18 protein-coding genes are annotated in these 14,363 nt (G+C 61.1%); 16 read left to right on the top strand and 2 right to left on the bottom strand.

All coding sequences use genetic code 11. The annotated features are described in order from the left end of the window. Positions 1–60: 60 nt before the first annotated feature. The 15 genes from fliH (at position 61) to flhB (ending at position 12,074) form a co-directional block, all read left to right on the top strand. Positions 61–825, top strand: coding sequence for a flagellar assembly protein FliH (gene fliH, locus ABRP30_RS20040; protein ID WP_267817711.1), 765 nt, complete (start codon positions 61–63; stop codon positions 823–825). Next, positions 815–2,173 carry a flagellar protein export ATPase FliI gene (fliI, locus tag ABRP30_RS20035; RefSeq protein WP_349976161.1) on the top strand — a complete coding sequence of 453 codons (1,359 nt, stop codon included), beginning with the start codon at positions 815–817 and terminating at the stop codon, positions 2,171–2,173. Before fliH ends, fliI begins: the two co-directional genes overlap by 11 nt. 6 nt (positions 2,174–2,179) lie before the next feature. After that, positions 2,180–2,632, top strand: coding sequence for a flagellar export protein FliJ (fliJ, locus tag ABRP30_RS20030; RefSeq protein ID WP_349976160.1), 453 nt, complete (start codon positions 2,180–2,182; stop codon positions 2,630–2,632). A gap of 98 nt (positions 2,633–2,730) precedes the next feature. Then, positions 2,731–3,036, top strand: coding sequence for an STAS domain-containing protein (locus tag ABRP30_RS20025; RefSeq protein WP_012315519.1), 306 nt, complete (start codon positions 2,731–2,733; stop codon positions 3,034–3,036). A 5-nt stretch (positions 3,037–3,041) separates the two neighbouring features. Next, positions 3,042–4,736, top strand: coding sequence for a fused response regulator/phosphatase (locus ABRP30_RS20020; protein ID WP_349976159.1), 1,695 nt, complete (start codon positions 3,042–3,044; stop codon positions 4,734–4,736). A gap of 48 nt (positions 4,737–4,784) precedes the next feature. After that, positions 4,785–5,132, top strand: coding sequence for an Hpt domain-containing protein (locus ABRP30_RS20015; protein ID WP_241804574.1), 348 nt, complete (start codon positions 4,785–4,787; stop codon positions 5,130–5,132). A gap of 72 nt (positions 5,133–5,204) precedes the next feature. Beyond that, positions 5,205–6,512: a flagellar hook-length control protein FliK gene (locus ABRP30_RS20010; RefSeq protein WP_349976158.1), complete on the top strand. Its 1,308-nt coding sequence runs from the start codon at positions 5,205–5,207 to the stop codon at positions 6,510–6,512. 131 nt (positions 6,513–6,643) lie between these two features. Beyond that, a complete protein-coding gene (fliL, locus tag ABRP30_RS20005) occupies positions 6,644–7,141 on the top strand; it encodes a flagellar basal body-associated protein FliL (RefSeq protein WP_241804572.1) in 498 nt (165 codons plus the stop codon). A 9-nt stretch (positions 7,142–7,150) separates the two neighbouring features. Then, entirely contained in the window at positions 7,151–8,119 is a 969-nt protein-coding gene (gene fliM / locus ABRP30_RS20000; RefSeq protein WP_012315514.1) for a flagellar motor switch protein FliM, read from the top strand. Between the two features lie 47 nt (positions 8,120–8,166). Further along, positions 8,167–8,631 carry a flagellar motor switch protein FliN gene (gene fliN / locus ABRP30_RS19995; RefSeq protein WP_267817700.1) on the top strand — a complete coding sequence of 155 codons (465 nt, stop codon included), beginning with the start codon at positions 8,167–8,169 and terminating at the stop codon, positions 8,629–8,631. Continuing rightward, a complete protein-coding gene (gene fliO, locus ABRP30_RS19990; RefSeq protein WP_241804570.1) occupies positions 8,632–9,087 on the top strand; it encodes a flagellar biosynthetic protein FliO in 456 nt (151 codons plus the stop codon). Then, positions 9,087–9,854: a flagellar type III secretion system pore protein FliP gene (fliP, locus tag ABRP30_RS19985; protein WP_241804569.1), complete on the top strand. Its 768-nt coding sequence runs from the start codon at positions 9,087–9,089 to the stop codon at positions 9,852–9,854. Before fliO ends, fliP begins: the two co-directional genes overlap by 1 nt. 21 nt (positions 9,855–9,875) lie before the next feature. Next, the gene (gene fliQ, locus ABRP30_RS19980; RefSeq protein ID WP_012315510.1) at positions 9,876–10,145 is read left to right on the top strand and encodes a flagellar biosynthesis protein FliQ; all 270 of its coding nucleotides are present in this window, start codon (positions 9,876–9,878) and stop codon (positions 10,143–10,145) included. Between the two features lie 7 nt (positions 10,146–10,152). Then, positions 10,153–10,929: a flagellar biosynthetic protein FliR gene (fliR, locus tag ABRP30_RS19975; protein ID WP_241804568.1), complete on the top strand. Its 777-nt coding sequence runs from the start codon at positions 10,153–10,155 to the stop codon at positions 10,927–10,929. Between the two features lie 2 nt (positions 10,930–10,931). Continuing rightward, the gene (gene flhB / locus ABRP30_RS19970; RefSeq protein ID WP_267817694.1) at positions 10,932–12,074 is read left to right on the top strand and encodes a flagellar biosynthesis protein FlhB; all 1,143 of its coding nucleotides are present in this window, start codon (positions 10,932–10,934) and stop codon (positions 12,072–12,074) included. A gap of 217 nt (positions 12,075–12,291) precedes the next feature. Here flhB and ABRP30_RS19965 read toward each other — a convergent pair whose 3' ends face one another. After that, positions 12,292–12,483, bottom strand: coding sequence for a hypothetical protein (locus ABRP30_RS19965; protein ID WP_267817692.1), 192 nt, complete (start codon positions 12,481–12,483; stop codon positions 12,292–12,294). Positions 12,484–12,576: 93 nt separating this feature from the next. Between ABRP30_RS19965 and ABRP30_RS19960 the strand changes: the two genes are divergently transcribed. Then, positions 12,577–13,671: a D-alanine--D-alanine ligase family protein gene (locus ABRP30_RS19960; RefSeq protein ID WP_267817689.1), complete on the top strand. Its 1,095-nt coding sequence runs from the start codon at positions 12,577–12,579 to the stop codon at positions 13,669–13,671. Here ABRP30_RS19960 and ABRP30_RS19955 read toward each other — a convergent pair. Next, a complete protein-coding gene (locus tag ABRP30_RS19955; RefSeq protein ID WP_349976172.1) occupies positions 13,631–14,326 on the bottom strand; it encodes a GntR family transcriptional regulator in 696 nt (231 codons plus the stop codon). The two genes, ABRP30_RS19960 and ABRP30_RS19955, sit on opposite strands and share 41 nt — an antisense overlap. Positions 14,327–14,363 lie beyond the last annotated feature (37 nt).

Genomic DNA, 14,363 nt, shown 5'->3' with positions numbered 1-14,363 from the left:
TTCTTGCAGCTTGCAGCCCACAGCTTGCAGCTCATCCCGCTTTCAACACCAGGCATGCCAATGTCCAGCAAAGAACAGCACCCCAGCGACCTGATTCGCGCACGTGACCTGGAAGGCGTCGATGTGTGGGCACTGCCCAGCTTCGACCCTGAGCCGGAACCTGAGCCCGAACCGGAACCGGAAATCATCGAGGAAGAGGTCGAGGAAGTACCGCTGGAGGAAGTCCAGCCACTGACCCTTGAAGAGCTCGAAGCGATCCGGCAGGAGGCCTATAACGAAGGTTTCGCCACCGGCGAGCGCGAAGGTTTTCACAGCACCCAGTTGAAGGTGCGACAGGAGGCCGAGGAGGCGCTCAATGCCCGGCTGGCCGACCTGGAACAGCTGATGGCGCACCTGCTCGAGCCGATCGCCGAGCAGGACACACAGATCGAGAAGACCCTCGTTCACCTGGTGGCGCACATGGCGCAGCAGGTGATCGGTCGCGAACTGCGCAGCGACTCCAGCCAGATCACCCAGGTACTGCGCGAAGCGTTGAAGCTGCTGCCCATGGGCGCGGACACTATCCGCATTCACCTCAACCCCCAGGATTTCGAACTGGCCAAAGCCCTGCGCGAACGCCATGAGGAGAGCTGGAAGCTGCTTGAGGATGACGCCCTGTTGCCAGGGGGTTGCCGCATCGAGACCGCGCACAGCCGCATCGACGCAACCATGGAAACCCGCATCGAAAAGGCCGTGGCCCAGCTGTTCGATCAGTTGCACGACCAGGCCCTGCACCCGGCGGCGCCGGATGTATCGATCGAGTTGGGCGCCGACGATGCGCCTTGACCGCACCAGCTTCGGCAAACGCCTGGGTGGCTACGCCGAGGCGATCACGCTGCCCGTGCAGCCTGTGGTCGAAGGCCGTCTGCTGCGCATGGTCGGCCTCACCCTGGAGGCTGAAGGCCTGCGCGCCGCAGTGGGCGCACGCTGCCTGGTGATCAATGACGACTCCTACCACCCGGTGCAGGTCGAAGCCGAAGTCATGGGCTTCGCGGGCAGCAAGGTCTTCCTCATGCCGGTCGGCAGCATCGCCGGTATCGCCCCCGGGGCGCGGGTGGTACCGCTGGACGACAGCGGTCGTTTGCCCATGGGCATGAGTATGCTTGGCCGGGTGCTCGATGGCGCCGGCCGAGCCCTGGACGGCAAGGGCGGGATGAAGGCTGAGGATTGGGTGCCGATGGACGGCCCGATCATCAACCCGCTCAACCGCGACCCGATCAGCCAGCCACTGGATGTGGGCATTCGCAGCATCAACAGCCTGCTGACCGTCGGCCGGGGCCAGCGCCTGGGCCTGTTCGCCGGTACCGGTGTCGGTAAATCGGTGTTGCTCGGCATGATGACTCGCTTCACCGAAGCCGAAATCATCGTGGTCGGCCTGATTGGCGAACGGGGCCGCGAGGTGAAGGAGTTCATCGAGCATATTCTGGGTGAAGAGGGGCTCAAGCGATCGGTGGTGGTCGCATCCCCGGCCGACGACGCGCCGTTGATGCGGTTGCGTGCGGCCATGTATTGCACACGCATCGCCGAGTACTTCCGTGACAAAGGCAAGAACGTCCTGTTGCTGATGGATTCGCTGACCCGTTTCGCCCAAGCCCAGCGTGAAATCGCCTTGGCCATCGGCGAGCCGCCGGCGACCCGTGGTTACCCGCCATCGGTGTTCGCCAAACTGCCCAAGCTGGTGGAGCGCGCCGGTAATGGTGAGCCCGGCGGTGGTTCGATCACGGCCTTCTATACCGTGCTGTCCGAAGGCGACGACCAGCAGGATCCGATCGCCGACTCGGCGCGTGGCGTGCTCGATGGCCACTTCGTCTTGTCCCGCCGGCTGGCCGAGGAAGGCCATTACCCCGCGATCGATATCGAAGCCTCGATCAGCCGGGTGATGCCGCAGGTGGTCGATGCCGATCACCTGCGCCAGGCGCAGAAATTCAAGCAACTGTGGTCGCGCCTGTCGCAAAGCCGCGACCTGATCAGTGTCGGCGCCTATGTGGCAGGCGGCGACCCGGAAACCGACCTGGCCATTGCGCTGCAGCCTAAACTGGTGGACTTGCTGCGCCAAGGGCTGGATGAAAATGTCGGCATGGAGCAGAGTCGACAGCAGTTGGGGGCTATCTTCACGCCTCCGGCGAACGGTTGATAGGCCATGAGTACGCCTGGTCGTGCCGCGCGTCTGCTGCCAGTGGTGCAGATGGCCGAGGAAGCCGAGCGCAAGGCAGCCCAGCGGCTAGGACATTTTCAGCAGTTGGTGGCCCAGGCCCAGGCCAAGCTGGCCGAACTTGAGTCGTTCCGTGAGGGCTATCAGGCGCAATGGATCGACCGCGGTGGCCAAGGCGTCAATGGCAGCTGGCTGGTCAACTACCAGCGCTTTCTAGGCCAGCTCGAAACGGCCATGACCCAGCAGCGCCAGAGCCTGACTTGGCACCAGAACAACCTGAAGAACGCCAGGGGCACCTGGCAGCAAGCCTATGCCCGGGTGGAGGGCCTGCGCAAACTGGTGCAGCGTTACCAGGAAGAGGCGCGCCGCGCCGAGGACAAGCGCGAGCAGCGCTTGCTGGATGAATTGTCCCAGCGATTGCCAAGGCAAGGTCACACCTAGCTTGCAGCTTGCAGCTTGCAGCTTGCAGCTTGCAGCTCTGCCCCCTGCCTGCTAAACCTTGAACTGTTGCATTCGCCATCATCGAAGGAATCGCTAGCATGGCAGTCGAGACCGATTTTTCGCAGGACGAGAAAAAGCTGACGATCAAGATCAAGGGTCGTTTCGATTTCGGTAAGCATCAGGAGTTTCGCGATGCTTACGAGCGTCAACCCAAGCGTCCGGACTCGGTTGTGGTCGACCTCAAAGACACAACCTACCTGGACAGCTCGGCCCTCGGCATGTTGCTGCTGCTGCGTGACCACGCCGGGGGCGATGAATCGGACGTGCGCGTGGTGCATGCCAGTTCAGACGTGCGCAAGATCCTTGCCATATCCAACTTCGACAAACTGTTCGCTATCAGTTGAGCGTCATGACGCCGGCCGAACAGCCATTGACCGTGCTGGTGGCCGAAGACGGGGCGACGGACAGGCTGTTGCTGGCTCAGATCGTGCGGCGCCAGGGGCATCACGTCTATACCGCGGAAAACGGCCAGCAAGCCGTTGAGCTGTTCGCCGAAAAGCGTCCGCAACTGGTCCTGCTCGATGCCCTGATGCCGGTCATGGACGGTTTCGAAGCGGCGCGGCAGATCAAGGTGCTGGCCGGCGAGGCCTTGGTGCCGATCATCTTTCTGACTTCGCTCAATGAGGAAGAGGCCCTGGTGCGTTGCCTGGAGGCGGGCGGTGACGACTTCATGGCCAAGCCCTACAGTGCGGTGATCCTCGGCGCCAAGATCCGCGCCATGGACCGCCTGCGCAGGCTGCAGGCCACGGTGCTCGAGCAGCGCGACCTGATCAGCCGGCATCACCATCACCTGCTCAACGAGCAGCGGGTGGCCAAGGCGGTGTTCGACAAGGTTGCCCATTCTGGCTGCATCACGGCGCCGAACATTCGTTTCCTGCAGTCGCCTTACGCACTGTTCAATGGCGACTTGCTGCTGGCGGCGTTCACCCCATCCGGCGACATGCATGTGCTGCTGGGTGACTTCACCGGGCATGGGCTGTCTGCCGCAATCGGTGCCATGCCCTTGGCGGAAGTGTTCTATGGCATGACAGCCAAAGGCTACGGCCTGGCGCACATGCTGCGTGAGATGAACGCCAAGCTCAAGCGCATCTTGCCGGTGGACATGTTCTGTTGCGCACAGCTGCTCAGCCTGAGCGTGCAACGCGGTTCGGTGGAGGTGTGGAACGGGGGCATGCCGGATGGCTACCGCCTGTCGCCTGGCGGTGAGGTGCTTTCGATGCTGGGTTCGCGCCACCTTCCGCTGGGCATTCTGGCGCCTGAACGCTTCGATGACAGTACCGAGGTGTTGCCGCTGGCGCCGGGGGAGCGGGTGTTGCTGCTCTCCGACGGTGTTGTGGATACAGCCGATGAAGCGCAGACGTTGTTCGGTGTCGAGCGCCTACGCGCGGTGCTGGCGGCCAACCGTGATCCGGCGCGGCTTTTCGACGAGGTGATGGAGGCGCTGGAGCGCTTCGGCGGGCGCCCCAGGGATGACATCAGCCTGTGCGATATCCGAATGTTCACCGCCCAGGAGCGGGTGCCGGCGCCAACCATCTATTCTGATAGTGGGCGCTCCAGCCCATTGGACTGGTCGCTAGGCTTCGAGTTGCGCGGTGAGAGCCTCAAACGGTTCAACCCGGTGCCGTACCTGGTGCAGTTGCTGCAGGAAATCCACGGTTTGCGGCCCCGCACCGGCGCCCTGCACAGCGTGCTCAGCGAGTTGTATTCCAATGCGCTGGAGCACGGTGTGCTGCGCCTGGATTCGCGGCTCAAGCGGGATGTGCATGGGTTTGCCGACTACTATCAGGAACGCGCCCGCAGGCTCGCTGCGTTGACCGAGGGCAGCGTGCGCATCGATCTGAAAGTGGAACCGATGGCCGAGGGTGGTCGTCTGATGATCGAAGTCCGTGACAGTGGTGCGGGGTTCGATGTGCAGCGGGTGCTGGCGCGTCCTGCCCGTGAGCACGGGTTGAGTGGTCGTGGGTTGCACCTGGTGCGGCGCCTTGGCAGCCGTGCCGGGTGGCGTGAAGGTGGCCGTTGCGCATGGGTGCAGTTCGATTGGTGAGCTGTTTGGCGCTTGAGGCATAATTCTGCTTGATCAGGGAGTGAGCAAGTGACTGACATACATATTGACCACAGGGTGCTCAGTGAGCTGCAGGAGGTCATGGAAGATGGCTACCTGCAGCTGGTTGAAACCTTTCTGGAAGATTCCGGGCGGCGTCTTGACGCACTTCACGGCGCCCGGAACGCCGATGAGCTTGGCGTGGCCGCGCACAGTTTCAAGGGCAGCAGCAGCAACATGGGCGCGGTCGGGCTGGCGCAGCTTTGCCATCAGCTGGAGGAGCGGGTCAAGCAGCGCTCGTTCAATGGCATAGAAGAACTGATCAACCGCATCGACCAGGAGTATCTGGAGGTGCAGCGTTTCTATCAGGGCGAACGCAAGCGTGTTTCCGCAGGCTGATCGGGCAGTTGGCTCGACTTTTGCCTGTATGTGCCTCAACGATACCTTTGTTTCTGGCGCGGAGACCCCTCAATGCCTGTCGCACCTAATCCTTTGTTGCAAACCAGTACGCTGAGCAAGCCGTCGCGTGCGGGTTCCTCGCAGGTGGACAAGCCGCTGCAGGCGGCGGGCGGGCAGGGCGGCGGCTTCGATCAGGTCATGGCCAGGCAGGGCAATGACAAAGCGCAGGTCCGTGATGACAAGGTTGCCCAGGCCAAGCCCAAGGACAAGAATGAGGTCGGCCAAGACGGCAAGAAAGAGCCTGCCGACAAACCGGCGGCTGCCGATGACGGCAATAAATTGCCAGCGGACGATCAGGCGCAAGCCAGTACCGATAGCGCACCTGGCAGTGATTCGACCTCGCTGGACGCCAGCCTGGTGGCGGGCCAGGTGACCGATGCGCAGCCGGGGGCACAGTTGCTGCAAGCCCAGGCTGAAGCGGTGGCGCCGGTGCTTCAGGCTGCGGGCCAGCTACCGCAAGCTGCGATAACCGAAGCGCTGCCCGAGGATCCGGCAGCGCAAGCCTTCGACCCTGATGCCGACCCCTTGGCCAACTTGCCGACACTGCGCCTGGCGCTGGAGCAAAGCGCTCACGCCAAGGGCACGACCTCGGCCCACGCCGCCGACCCCTCCCAGGCCAGTGCCGAGGATGGTCAGCCTGCCGTCAATCCCTTGGCGAACTTGATCGACAAGGTTGAGGCCGAGGCAGGGCAAGCGGAAACCGGTGACAAGGCCTTTGGTGCGTTGCTCGACGATGGCCTCAAGGATACCAAGAGCGCCTCCAGCGACACTCGGATCGACGATTTCGCCAACCGCTTGGCGAGCCTGACCCAGGCTGCCACGGCCAAGACCGCCAATGCCGTGCCGGTGACCGGCAACCCGCTGCACCAGCCATTGTCGATGAACCAGAACGCCTGGGCTGAAGGGTTGGTCAACCGCGTCATGTACCTGTCCAGCCAGAACCTGAAGTCGGCGGACATCCAGTTGGAGCCCGCCGAGCTTGGCCGGCTGGATATCCGCGTCAACGTCGCTGCCGACCAGGCGACCCAGGTGACCTTCATCAGCGGCCATGCAGGCGTGCGTGATGCGCTGGACAGCCAGGTGCATCGCTTGCGCGAGCTGTTTGCCCAGCAGGGGCTGGCGCAGCCGGACGTCAACGTGGCTGACCAGTCGCGCGGGCAGCAACAGCAAGCGCAGCAGGACGGTTCACAGTTGTCCGGCGTTGCCGCACGGCGGGCCCAGAATGGCGGTGGTAGCGAGCAGGGTGAGCTCGCTGACGCCTCCCGGCCGGTCGAGCATCAGGTCGTGGTCGGCGACAGTGCCGTCGACTTCTATGCGTGAGTTGCTGTTCTCTGCCATGGCCGGTCGCAGGCGATAGGGCCGGTCCCGGCAAAAAATCCCCAATCTGGCATAACACTTGCTCAAGCCACGTCATCCTCATTTGAAACCCCGATGGACGACGGATTATTGGCATGGCGAAGAGCGACGCAGTGAAAGACCCCGCCACTAAAGGCAAACTCAAGCTGATCCTGCTGTTGGTGCTGGCCCTTCTGCTGGCGGTCGGCCTGTCGGTGGGCGCGACCTGGTTCTTCATGCACAAGAGCGAGTCGGCTCCAGCGGCCGATCCGGCAGCGGCCAACGTCAAGCTGGCGGCAATCTACGAGCCCCTGGCGCCGGCCTTCGTGGTCAACTTCAACCAGAACGGCCGCCAGCGCTACATGCAGGTGAGCATCACCCTGCAAGGGCGCAACCAGGCTGACCTGGATGCCCTGAAGGTGCACATGCCGGTGATCCGCAACAACCTGGTGATGATGTTCTCCGGGCAGGGCTTCGACACCTTGGCCGCCAGCTCCGTGGGCCAGGAGATGCTGCGCCAGAAAGCCACCGCAGTGGTTCAGGAAGTGGCGCAGAAGGAAGTCGGCAAGCCGGTGATAGACCAGCTGCTGTTCACCAATTTCGTATTGCAGTAGGAGTCCGCAATGGCCGTACAGGACCTGCTGTCCCAGGATGAGATCGACGCCCTGCTGCACGGCGTCGATGATGGGCTGGTACAGACCGAGAGCGCTGCCGAGCCTGGCAGCATCAAAAGCTACGACCTGACCAGCCAGGATCGGATCGTGCGCGGTCGCATGCCGACCCTCGAGATGATCAACGAACGTTTCGCCCGGTACACCCGTATCAGCATGTTCAACCTCCTGCGTCGCTCCGCCGACGTTGCGGTGGGGGGTGTGCAGGTGATGAAGTTCGGCGAGTACGTGCATTCGCTGTACGTGCCGACCAGCCTCAACCTGGTCAAGATCAAGCCGCTGCGCGGCACTTCGCTGTTCATTCTGGACGCCAAGCTGGTGTTCAAGCTGGTGGACAACTTCTTCGGGGGTGACGGTCGTCACGCCAAGATCGAAGGCCGCGAATTCACCCCCACTGAACTGCGCGTGGTGCGCATGGTGCTGGACCAGTGCTTCATCGACCTCAAGGAAGCCTGGCAGGCGATCATGCCGGTCAACTTCGAGTACATGAACTCCGAAGTCAACCCGGCCATGGCCAACATCGTCGGGCCGAGCGAAGCCGTGGTGGTCTCGACCTTCCATATCGAACTGGACGGTGGCGGCGGCGACCTGCACGTGACCATGCCCTATTCGATGATCGAGCCGGTGCGCGAGATGCTCGATGCCGGTTTCCAGTCCGATCTGGACGACCAGGACGAGCGCTGGGTCAAGGCCCTGCGCGAAGACGTGCTGGACGTTTCGGTACCGCTCAGTGCCACGGTTGCCCGCCGTCAACTCAAATTGCGCGATGTGCTGCACATGCAACCGGGTGACGTGATCCCGGTGGAGCTGCCCGAGCACCTTGTGCTGCGTGCCAATGGCGTGCCGTCGTTCAAGGCGCGCTTGGGTTCGCACAAGGGCAACCTGGCGTTGCAGATCATCGACCCGATCGAACGCCGCTGACGGCGTGCCGGTCGCTCACTACGAATTGAATGCCTGTCGAGGACATCATGGCTAACGAAAACGAGATTACCTCCCCGGATGAACAGGCCCTGGCCGATGAATGGGCTGCGGCGCTGGAAGAAACCGGTGATGCCGGCCAGGCTGACATCGACGCGCTGCTCGGCGGCGACGGCGGTAGCGCCGGTGCCGGCCGGTTGCCGATGGAGGAGTTCGCCAGCTCCCCCCGGCCCAAGGAAAACGTCAGCCTGGAAGGGCCGAACCTGGACGTGATCCTGGACATCCCGGTGAACATCTCCATGGAAGTGGGCAGCACCGAGATCAACATCCGCAACCTGCTGCAGCTCAACCAAGGCTCGGTGATCGAGCTCGACCGCCTGGCCGGTGAGCCGCTGGATGTGCTGGTCAACGGCACCCTGATCGCCCACGGCGAGGTGGTTGTGGTCAACGAGAAGTTCGGCATCCGCCTGACTGACGTGATCAGCCCCAGCGAACGCATCAAGAAGCTGCGCTGAGTGAAGGGCACGATACGGGCTGTCACGGCCCTTGCCGCGCTGCTCGCCAGCGAAGTGGTGATCGCCGCTGCCGCACCGGCCGTGGTGGCCACGCCGCCGGCCGCAGCGCCCGGCAGCCTGGGTGGGCAGCTGGCGCAAATGGTGCTGGGCCTGCTGCTGGTGGTGGGCCTGATCTTCTTTCTGGCCTGGCTGCTGCGCCGCATGCAGGGCGCAGCACCCAAGGGCGGCCAGGTGATCGAAGTGATCGGCAGCCGCGCCATTGGCCCGCGTGACCGGCTGTTGCTGGTGCAGGTGGGCAAGGAGCAACTGCTCATCGGCCACACTCCAGGCAGCATCGAAGCACTGCATGTGCTGGCCGAGCCCGTGCAAGTGCCGGCCAGCGCCCGCCAGGCCACGCCGGAGTTTGCCCAGCGCCTCATGGAGCTGATGGGCAAGGATCATAAGGACAAGAAGTGATGAGCGGCGCGCTACGTACCCTGTCGGGCCTGTTGTTGATGCTGGTGCTGCTGTTGGCAGCGCCTCTGGCCCTGGCCGCCGACCCGCTGTCGATCCCGGCCATCACCCTGTCCAACGGCCCGGACGGGCAGCAGGAATACTCGGTCAGCCTGCAGATCCTGCTGATCATGACGGCGCTGAGTTTCATCCCTGCGTTCGTCATCCTGATGACCAGCTTCACCCGAATCATCATCGTGTTCTCGATCCTGCGCCAGGCCCTGGGCTTGCAGCAGACACCGTCGAACCAGGTGCTGACCGGCATGGCGCTGTTCCTGACGATGTTCATCATGGCCCCGGTGTTCGACCGGGTGAACCAGGATGCACTGCAGCCGTACCTCAACGAGCAGATGACCGCCCAGCAGGCGATCGACAAGGCCCAGGGGCCGCTCAAGGACTTCATGCTGGCGCAGACCCGGCAGAGCGACCTGGACCTGTTCATGCGCCTGTCCAAGCGCACCGACATTGCCGGCCCGGATCAGGTCCCGCTGACCATCCTGGTGCCGGCGTTCGTCACCTCGGAGCTCAAGACCGCGTTCCAGATCGGTTTCATGATTTTCATCCCGTTCCTGATCATCGACATGGTGGTCGCCAGCGTGCTGATGGCCATGGGTATGATGATGCTGTCGCCGTTGATCATCTCGTTGCCGTTCAAGATCATGCTGTTCGTTCTGGTCGATGGCTGGGCGCTGATCATGGGCACCCTGGCCGGCAGTTTCGGCGGCGTCTGACGCCGTCAAGGAGAGCCTTGCATGACCCCTGAAGTTGCCGTCGACCTGTTTCGCGACGCCCTGTGGCTTACCACGCTGATGGTGGCCATTCTGGTGGTGCCGAGCCTGCTGGTCGGCCTGGTGGTTGCGATGTTCCAGGCTGCCACGCAGATCAACGAACAGACCCTGAGCTTCCTGCCGCGCCTGCTGGTGATGCTGGTGACACTGATCGTCGCCGGCCCTTGGCTGACCCAGAAGTTCATGGAATACATCACGGGCCTGTACACCAGCATCCCGCAGCTGATCGGTTGAGGCGGCCATGCTGGAGCTGACCGACGCACAGATCGGCACCTGGGTCGCCACCTTCATCCTGCCGCTGTTCCGGGTGACCGCAGTGCTGATGACCATGCCCATCTTCGGTACCCGCATGCTGCCGGCGCGCATACGCCTGTACGCAGCCGTGGCCATTACCGTGGTGATCGTGCCAGCGTTACCGCCGTTGCCGGAATTCGACCCGCTGAGCTTGCGTGGCATGTTGTTGTGCGGTGAACAGATCATCGTCGGGGCATTGTTCGGTTTTTCGTTGCAGTTGCTGTTCCAGGCGTTCGTCATCGCCGGGCAGATCATCGCGATACAGATGGGTATGGCGTTCGCATCGATGGTCGACCCGGCCAACGGCGTCAACGTGGCGGTGGTCAGCCAGTTCATGACCATGCTGGTGAGCGTACTGTTCCTGGTGATGAACGGCCATCTGGTGGTATTCGAAGTGCTGACCGAAAGCTTTACCACCTTGCCGGTCGGTCACGCGCTTGTGGTCAACCACTTCTGGGAAATCGCCGGCCGCCTGAGCTGGGTATTTGGTGCCGGTCTGCTGCTGATCCTGCCGGCAATCGCCGCGCTCCTGGTGGTGAACATCGCCTTTGGCGTGATGACCCGCGCTGCGCCGCAGTTGAACATCTTCTCTATCGGGTTCCCGCTGACCCTGGTGCTGGGTATCGGCATCTTCTGGGTCGGCCTTGCCGATATTCTTCCGCACTACCAGGCATTGGCCAGCGAAGCGCTGCAATGGCTGCGTGAACTGGCGAGGGCGCGCTGAGCATGGCTGAGAGCGAGAGTGGTCAGGACAAGACAGAAGACCCCACCGACAAACGCAAGCGCGACGCGCGCGAAAAAGGTGAGATCGCCCGTTCCAAGGAGTTGAACACCGTGGCGGTGACCCTGGGGGGCGCGGGTGGGCTGCTGGCGTTCGGCGGGCACCTGGCCGAGACGCTGCTGGAGATGATGCGCCTCAACTTCAGCCTGACCCGTGAAGTGATCGTCGACGAGGGTGCCATGGGCGCCTTCTTGCTGGCCTCGGGCAAGATGGCGATCTGGGCAGTGCAACCGGTGCTGATCCTGCTGTTCGTGGTGGCCTTCATTGCGCCCATCGCGCTGGGCGGTTTCCTGTTCTCCGGCAGCCTGCTGCAGCCAAAATTCAGCCGCATGAACCCGCTGTCGGGGATCAAGCGCATGTTCTCGATGAATGCCCTGACCGAGCTGCTCAAGGCCGTTGCCAAGTTCGTCGTCATCCTTGTGGTGGCGTTGGTGGTGCTGGCCAACGACCGCCAGGCGTTGCTGGCGATCGCCAACGAGCCGCTGGACCAGGCGATCATTCATAGCGTTCAGGTGGTGGGGTGGAGTGCATTGTGGATGTCGGCCGGGTTATTGCTGGTGGCTGCGGCAGACGTGCCGTTCCAGCTTTGGCAGACGCACAAGAAGCTGAAGATGACCAAGCAGGAGGTCAAGGACGAGTACAAGGACAGCGAAGGAAAGCCTGAGGTCAAACAGCGGATTCGCCAGTTGCAGCGCGAGGTATCGCAGCGGCGGATGATGGCTGCCGTGCCCGATGCGGATGTGATCATCACCAACCCGACCCATTATGCCGTGGCGCTGCAGTATGACCCGGAGAAGGGTGGGGTGGCGCCGTTGCTGCTGGCCAAAGGTACGGATTTCATTGCCTTGAAAATCCGCGAGATCGGGGTCGAGCACAAGGTGCAGATTCTCGAGTCGCCTGCGCTGGCGCGTGCGATCTACTACTCCACCGAAATCGAACAGGAGATCCCCGCAGGGTTGTACCTGGCGGTGGCGCAGGTGCTGGCGTATGTGTTCCAGATCCGCCAGTACCGGTCCGGCAAGGGCAAACGGCCGGAGCCATTGAAGGAAGATTTGCCGATACCGCCGGATTTGCGGCGTGATAGCTGATGGCGGAGACGGTGCGCCATTGTGTGTTTGAACGTGTCGAGATCAAACGCCGCCTGCGCGGCGCTTAATCTTAACCGCGTGATTGATAGATGCCCACCGGAAAAGATCACCTACCACACTGCAGCCCCCGGTGAGGCAATGTTTTCTTAGTCTCACGTCAGCAGTGTAGGCAACGTTCCAAGTTCATCCATTGATTGCATAAGCAAAAAGTATTCTCTCAACTTTTTGTCAGGTCCCCCCCAATTGCTGTTTGCCCAAGCGCCTTTGCTTTCTTGCGCAAGGCTTGCCGCGCAGCGGCATGCGTTAAATAGGCTGACAGGGTCAGTGCTGGTTCAAGGCCCTGCCTGATTTGCAGCCGCACGCAAGAACGCTCGCCCCGGCTCCCCCCTTTGGTGATCTGTAAAGCCATGGTCTTCCTTTCCTGGAGATCGGCAAATGCCGTTGTTATTGTTTTTGGATATTGGATACAGTAGCCAAAATTTCCAGGCTGAGGTCTCTCGATATGAAACAAAATGTGATCGCACTGGTTTTTGGGGGGAGGAGCTCAGAGCACTCAGTGGCGCTCCGCTCCGCCTCTACGATTCACGCGGCGCTGATGGCCCTCGGTCAGCGTGTGCACTGTGTTGGGATAGATCGTGAGGGCAACTGGAGATATCAGGGGGAGCCTGGCCAGTTTCCAGGCGAGGTTGATCTGTCGGCGCCTTTGATTTCGATACGTCCAGGTCATCCTTCGCTCTCATACACAACTCATGGGAGCGACACGGTGGAGATTGCGATCGATCTGCTCTTTCCGGCACTGCATGGTCGGTGGGGGGAGGATGGAACGATTCAAGGCTTGGCAGCGATGTGCAGTTTGCCTTGTGTGGGCTCCGGGGTGCTGGGTTCAGCAATGTCCATGGATAAGGACGTTACGAAGACGATGGTCCAGTCTTCTGGGCTGGTTGTGGGGCCTTGGAGGGCCATGAATTTCATGCGCCCGTGGGAAGAGCTGGTTGAGTGCTTGGGTAGCAGCACGCTCTTCGTCAAGCCCGCCAATTCGGGGTCATCGATTGGTGTTTCTAAGGTATCCAATGCCTTGGAATATGCTGAGGCATTTGCTATTGCAGCGTGTCAGGACACAAAGGTGCTGGTGGAGGCGGAAATCTGTGGAAGAGAGATAGAGTGTGGAGTGCTCGAACTTGAGGGAGGTTTGATGGCCTCGGTAGTGGGTGAAATACTCAAAAAAGAAGGGCACGGATATTACGATTATCAGGCGAAATATGATTGCAACAGCGGAGCAGATCTTCGTGTGCCATGCCTACTGCCGCCGGACATTGTCGAGCGCATTCAGGCATTATCCGTTCAAGCATTCAGATGCCTTGATCTGAAGGGGTACGCCAGGGTGGATTTTTTCTTGACAGAGGGTGGTTCAATTATTCTCAATGAGGTCAACACGTTACCTGGATTTACAAGTTCCAGTATGTACCCGAAAATGTTTGAGTGCTCAGGTTATCCCCCTGTGAAGCTAGTAGGAGCGCTAGTGGAATATGCGCTCTCGTCGGCATCGAAGGACCGTATTACGGCACGTCCTGTCGTCGCCGTGTCTCAAGAAACGTAACGATCGAATCTCGGCCCTCGGCAAGGTGCTCGGCCAAATATTGCTTGGCGGCTTCGCGATCACCCTGAGCGCACGCGTTCACAATGCGTTTGTGGTCTTGTTGCGATTTCTTGTGGTAATCGAGATTTGTCAACAAAAAACGAAGATGGCGATCCACCGAGTCATGAAGGGACTTAATCAACGCAAGTAACCTGGGGCGATTGGCTTTTGAATACAGAAGGTGATGAAAATTTTCGTTAAGTTCGCTAAGCTGGTGCGGGTATGTTGCATGCTCCATTGTAGACACGAGGTCATACATCTGCGCCAGATCATTCTCTACAATGTTGGCAAAACCAAAGTCCAGGGCTGTGCATTCTGCCATGATCCGCATGTCATAGATCTCGACAATATCTTCAATCGTCATGATCGCGACAGATGCGCCTTTATGGACTTCGTAGGTAACAAGTCCTTCGGCCTCCAATTGCCTTATGGCGTCCCTTACCGGCATTCGGCTCAAGCCGAATTTTGAGGCTAGCTCTTCTTGCCGCAAAGCCGTGCCTTCGGCTATTGCGCCAGAAAGTATGCCTTGGCGTAGCGACTCGACTACATAATCCATCGCGGTTTTATGGCGATGTTTGTCAGGAACGATAAAGCTATCGAGAGAGTTTGCCACCATATGCTCCGGGTCAAGCGATGCAGTCAAAACGCTGGCG

This window comes from Pseudomonas sp. WHRI 8519 (assembly GCF_040224055.2).
GTDB classification, from domain to species: domain Bacteria; phylum Pseudomonadota; class Gammaproteobacteria; order Pseudomonadales; family Pseudomonadaceae; genus Aquipseudomonas; species Aquipseudomonas putida_X.
Note: the sequence above shows the minus strand (reverse complement) of the source record. Positions and strands in the feature narration are given on the sequence as shown.

Excerpts from the sequence above, each read along its gene's own strand:
- fliJ (WP_349976160.1), top strand. The coding sequence starts at position 2,180 with ATGAGTACGCCTGGTCGTGCCGCGCGTCTGCTGCCAGTGGTGCAGATG.
- fliI (WP_349976161.1), top strand. The coding sequence starts at position 815 with ATGCGCCTTGACCGCACCAGCTTCGGCAAACGCCTGGGTGGCTACGCC.
- ABRP30_RS19955 (WP_349976172.1), bottom strand. The coding sequence starts at position 14,326 with ATGGTGGCAAACTCTCTCGATAGCTTTATCGTTCCTGACAAACATCGC.
- fliR (WP_241804568.1), top strand. The coding sequence starts at position 10,153 with ATGCTGGAGCTGACCGACGCACAGATCGGCACCTGGGTCGCCACCTTC.
- fliP (WP_241804569.1), top strand. The coding sequence starts at position 9,087 with ATGAGCGGCGCGCTACGTACCCTGTCGGGCCTGTTGTTGATGCTGGTG.
- fliL (WP_241804572.1), top strand. The coding sequence starts at position 6,644 with ATGGCGAAGAGCGACGCAGTGAAAGACCCCGCCACTAAAGGCAAACTC.
- fliQ (WP_012315510.1), top strand. The coding sequence starts at position 9,876 with ATGACCCCTGAAGTTGCCGTCGACCTGTTTCGCGACGCCCTGTGGCTT.
- ABRP30_RS19965 (WP_267817692.1), bottom strand. The coding sequence starts at position 12,483 with ATGGCTTTACAGATCACCAAAGGGGGGAGCCGGGGCGAGCGTTCTTGC.
- ABRP30_RS20020 (WP_349976159.1), top strand. The coding sequence starts at position 3,042 with ATGACGCCGGCCGAACAGCCATTGACCGTGCTGGTGGCCGAAGACGGG.
- ABRP30_RS20025 (WP_012315519.1), top strand. The coding sequence starts at position 2,731 with ATGGCAGTCGAGACCGATTTTTCGCAGGACGAGAAAAAGCTGACGATC.
- fliH (WP_267817711.1), top strand. The coding sequence starts at position 61 with ATGTCCAGCAAAGAACAGCACCCCAGCGACCTGATTCGCGCACGTGAC.
- fliM (WP_012315514.1), top strand. The coding sequence starts at position 7,151 with ATGGCCGTACAGGACCTGCTGTCCCAGGATGAGATCGACGCCCTGCTG.
- ABRP30_RS19960 (WP_267817689.1), top strand. The coding sequence starts at position 12,577 with ATGAAACAAAATGTGATCGCACTGGTTTTTGGGGGGAGGAGCTCAGAG.
- fliN (WP_267817700.1), top strand. The coding sequence starts at position 8,167 with ATGGCTAACGAAAACGAGATTACCTCCCCGGATGAACAGGCCCTGGCC.
- flhB (WP_267817694.1), top strand. The coding sequence starts at position 10,932 with ATGGCTGAGAGCGAGAGTGGTCAGGACAAGACAGAAGACCCCACCGAC.
- ABRP30_RS20010 (WP_349976158.1), top strand. The coding sequence starts at position 5,205 with ATGCCTGTCGCACCTAATCCTTTGTTGCAAACCAGTACGCTGAGCAAG.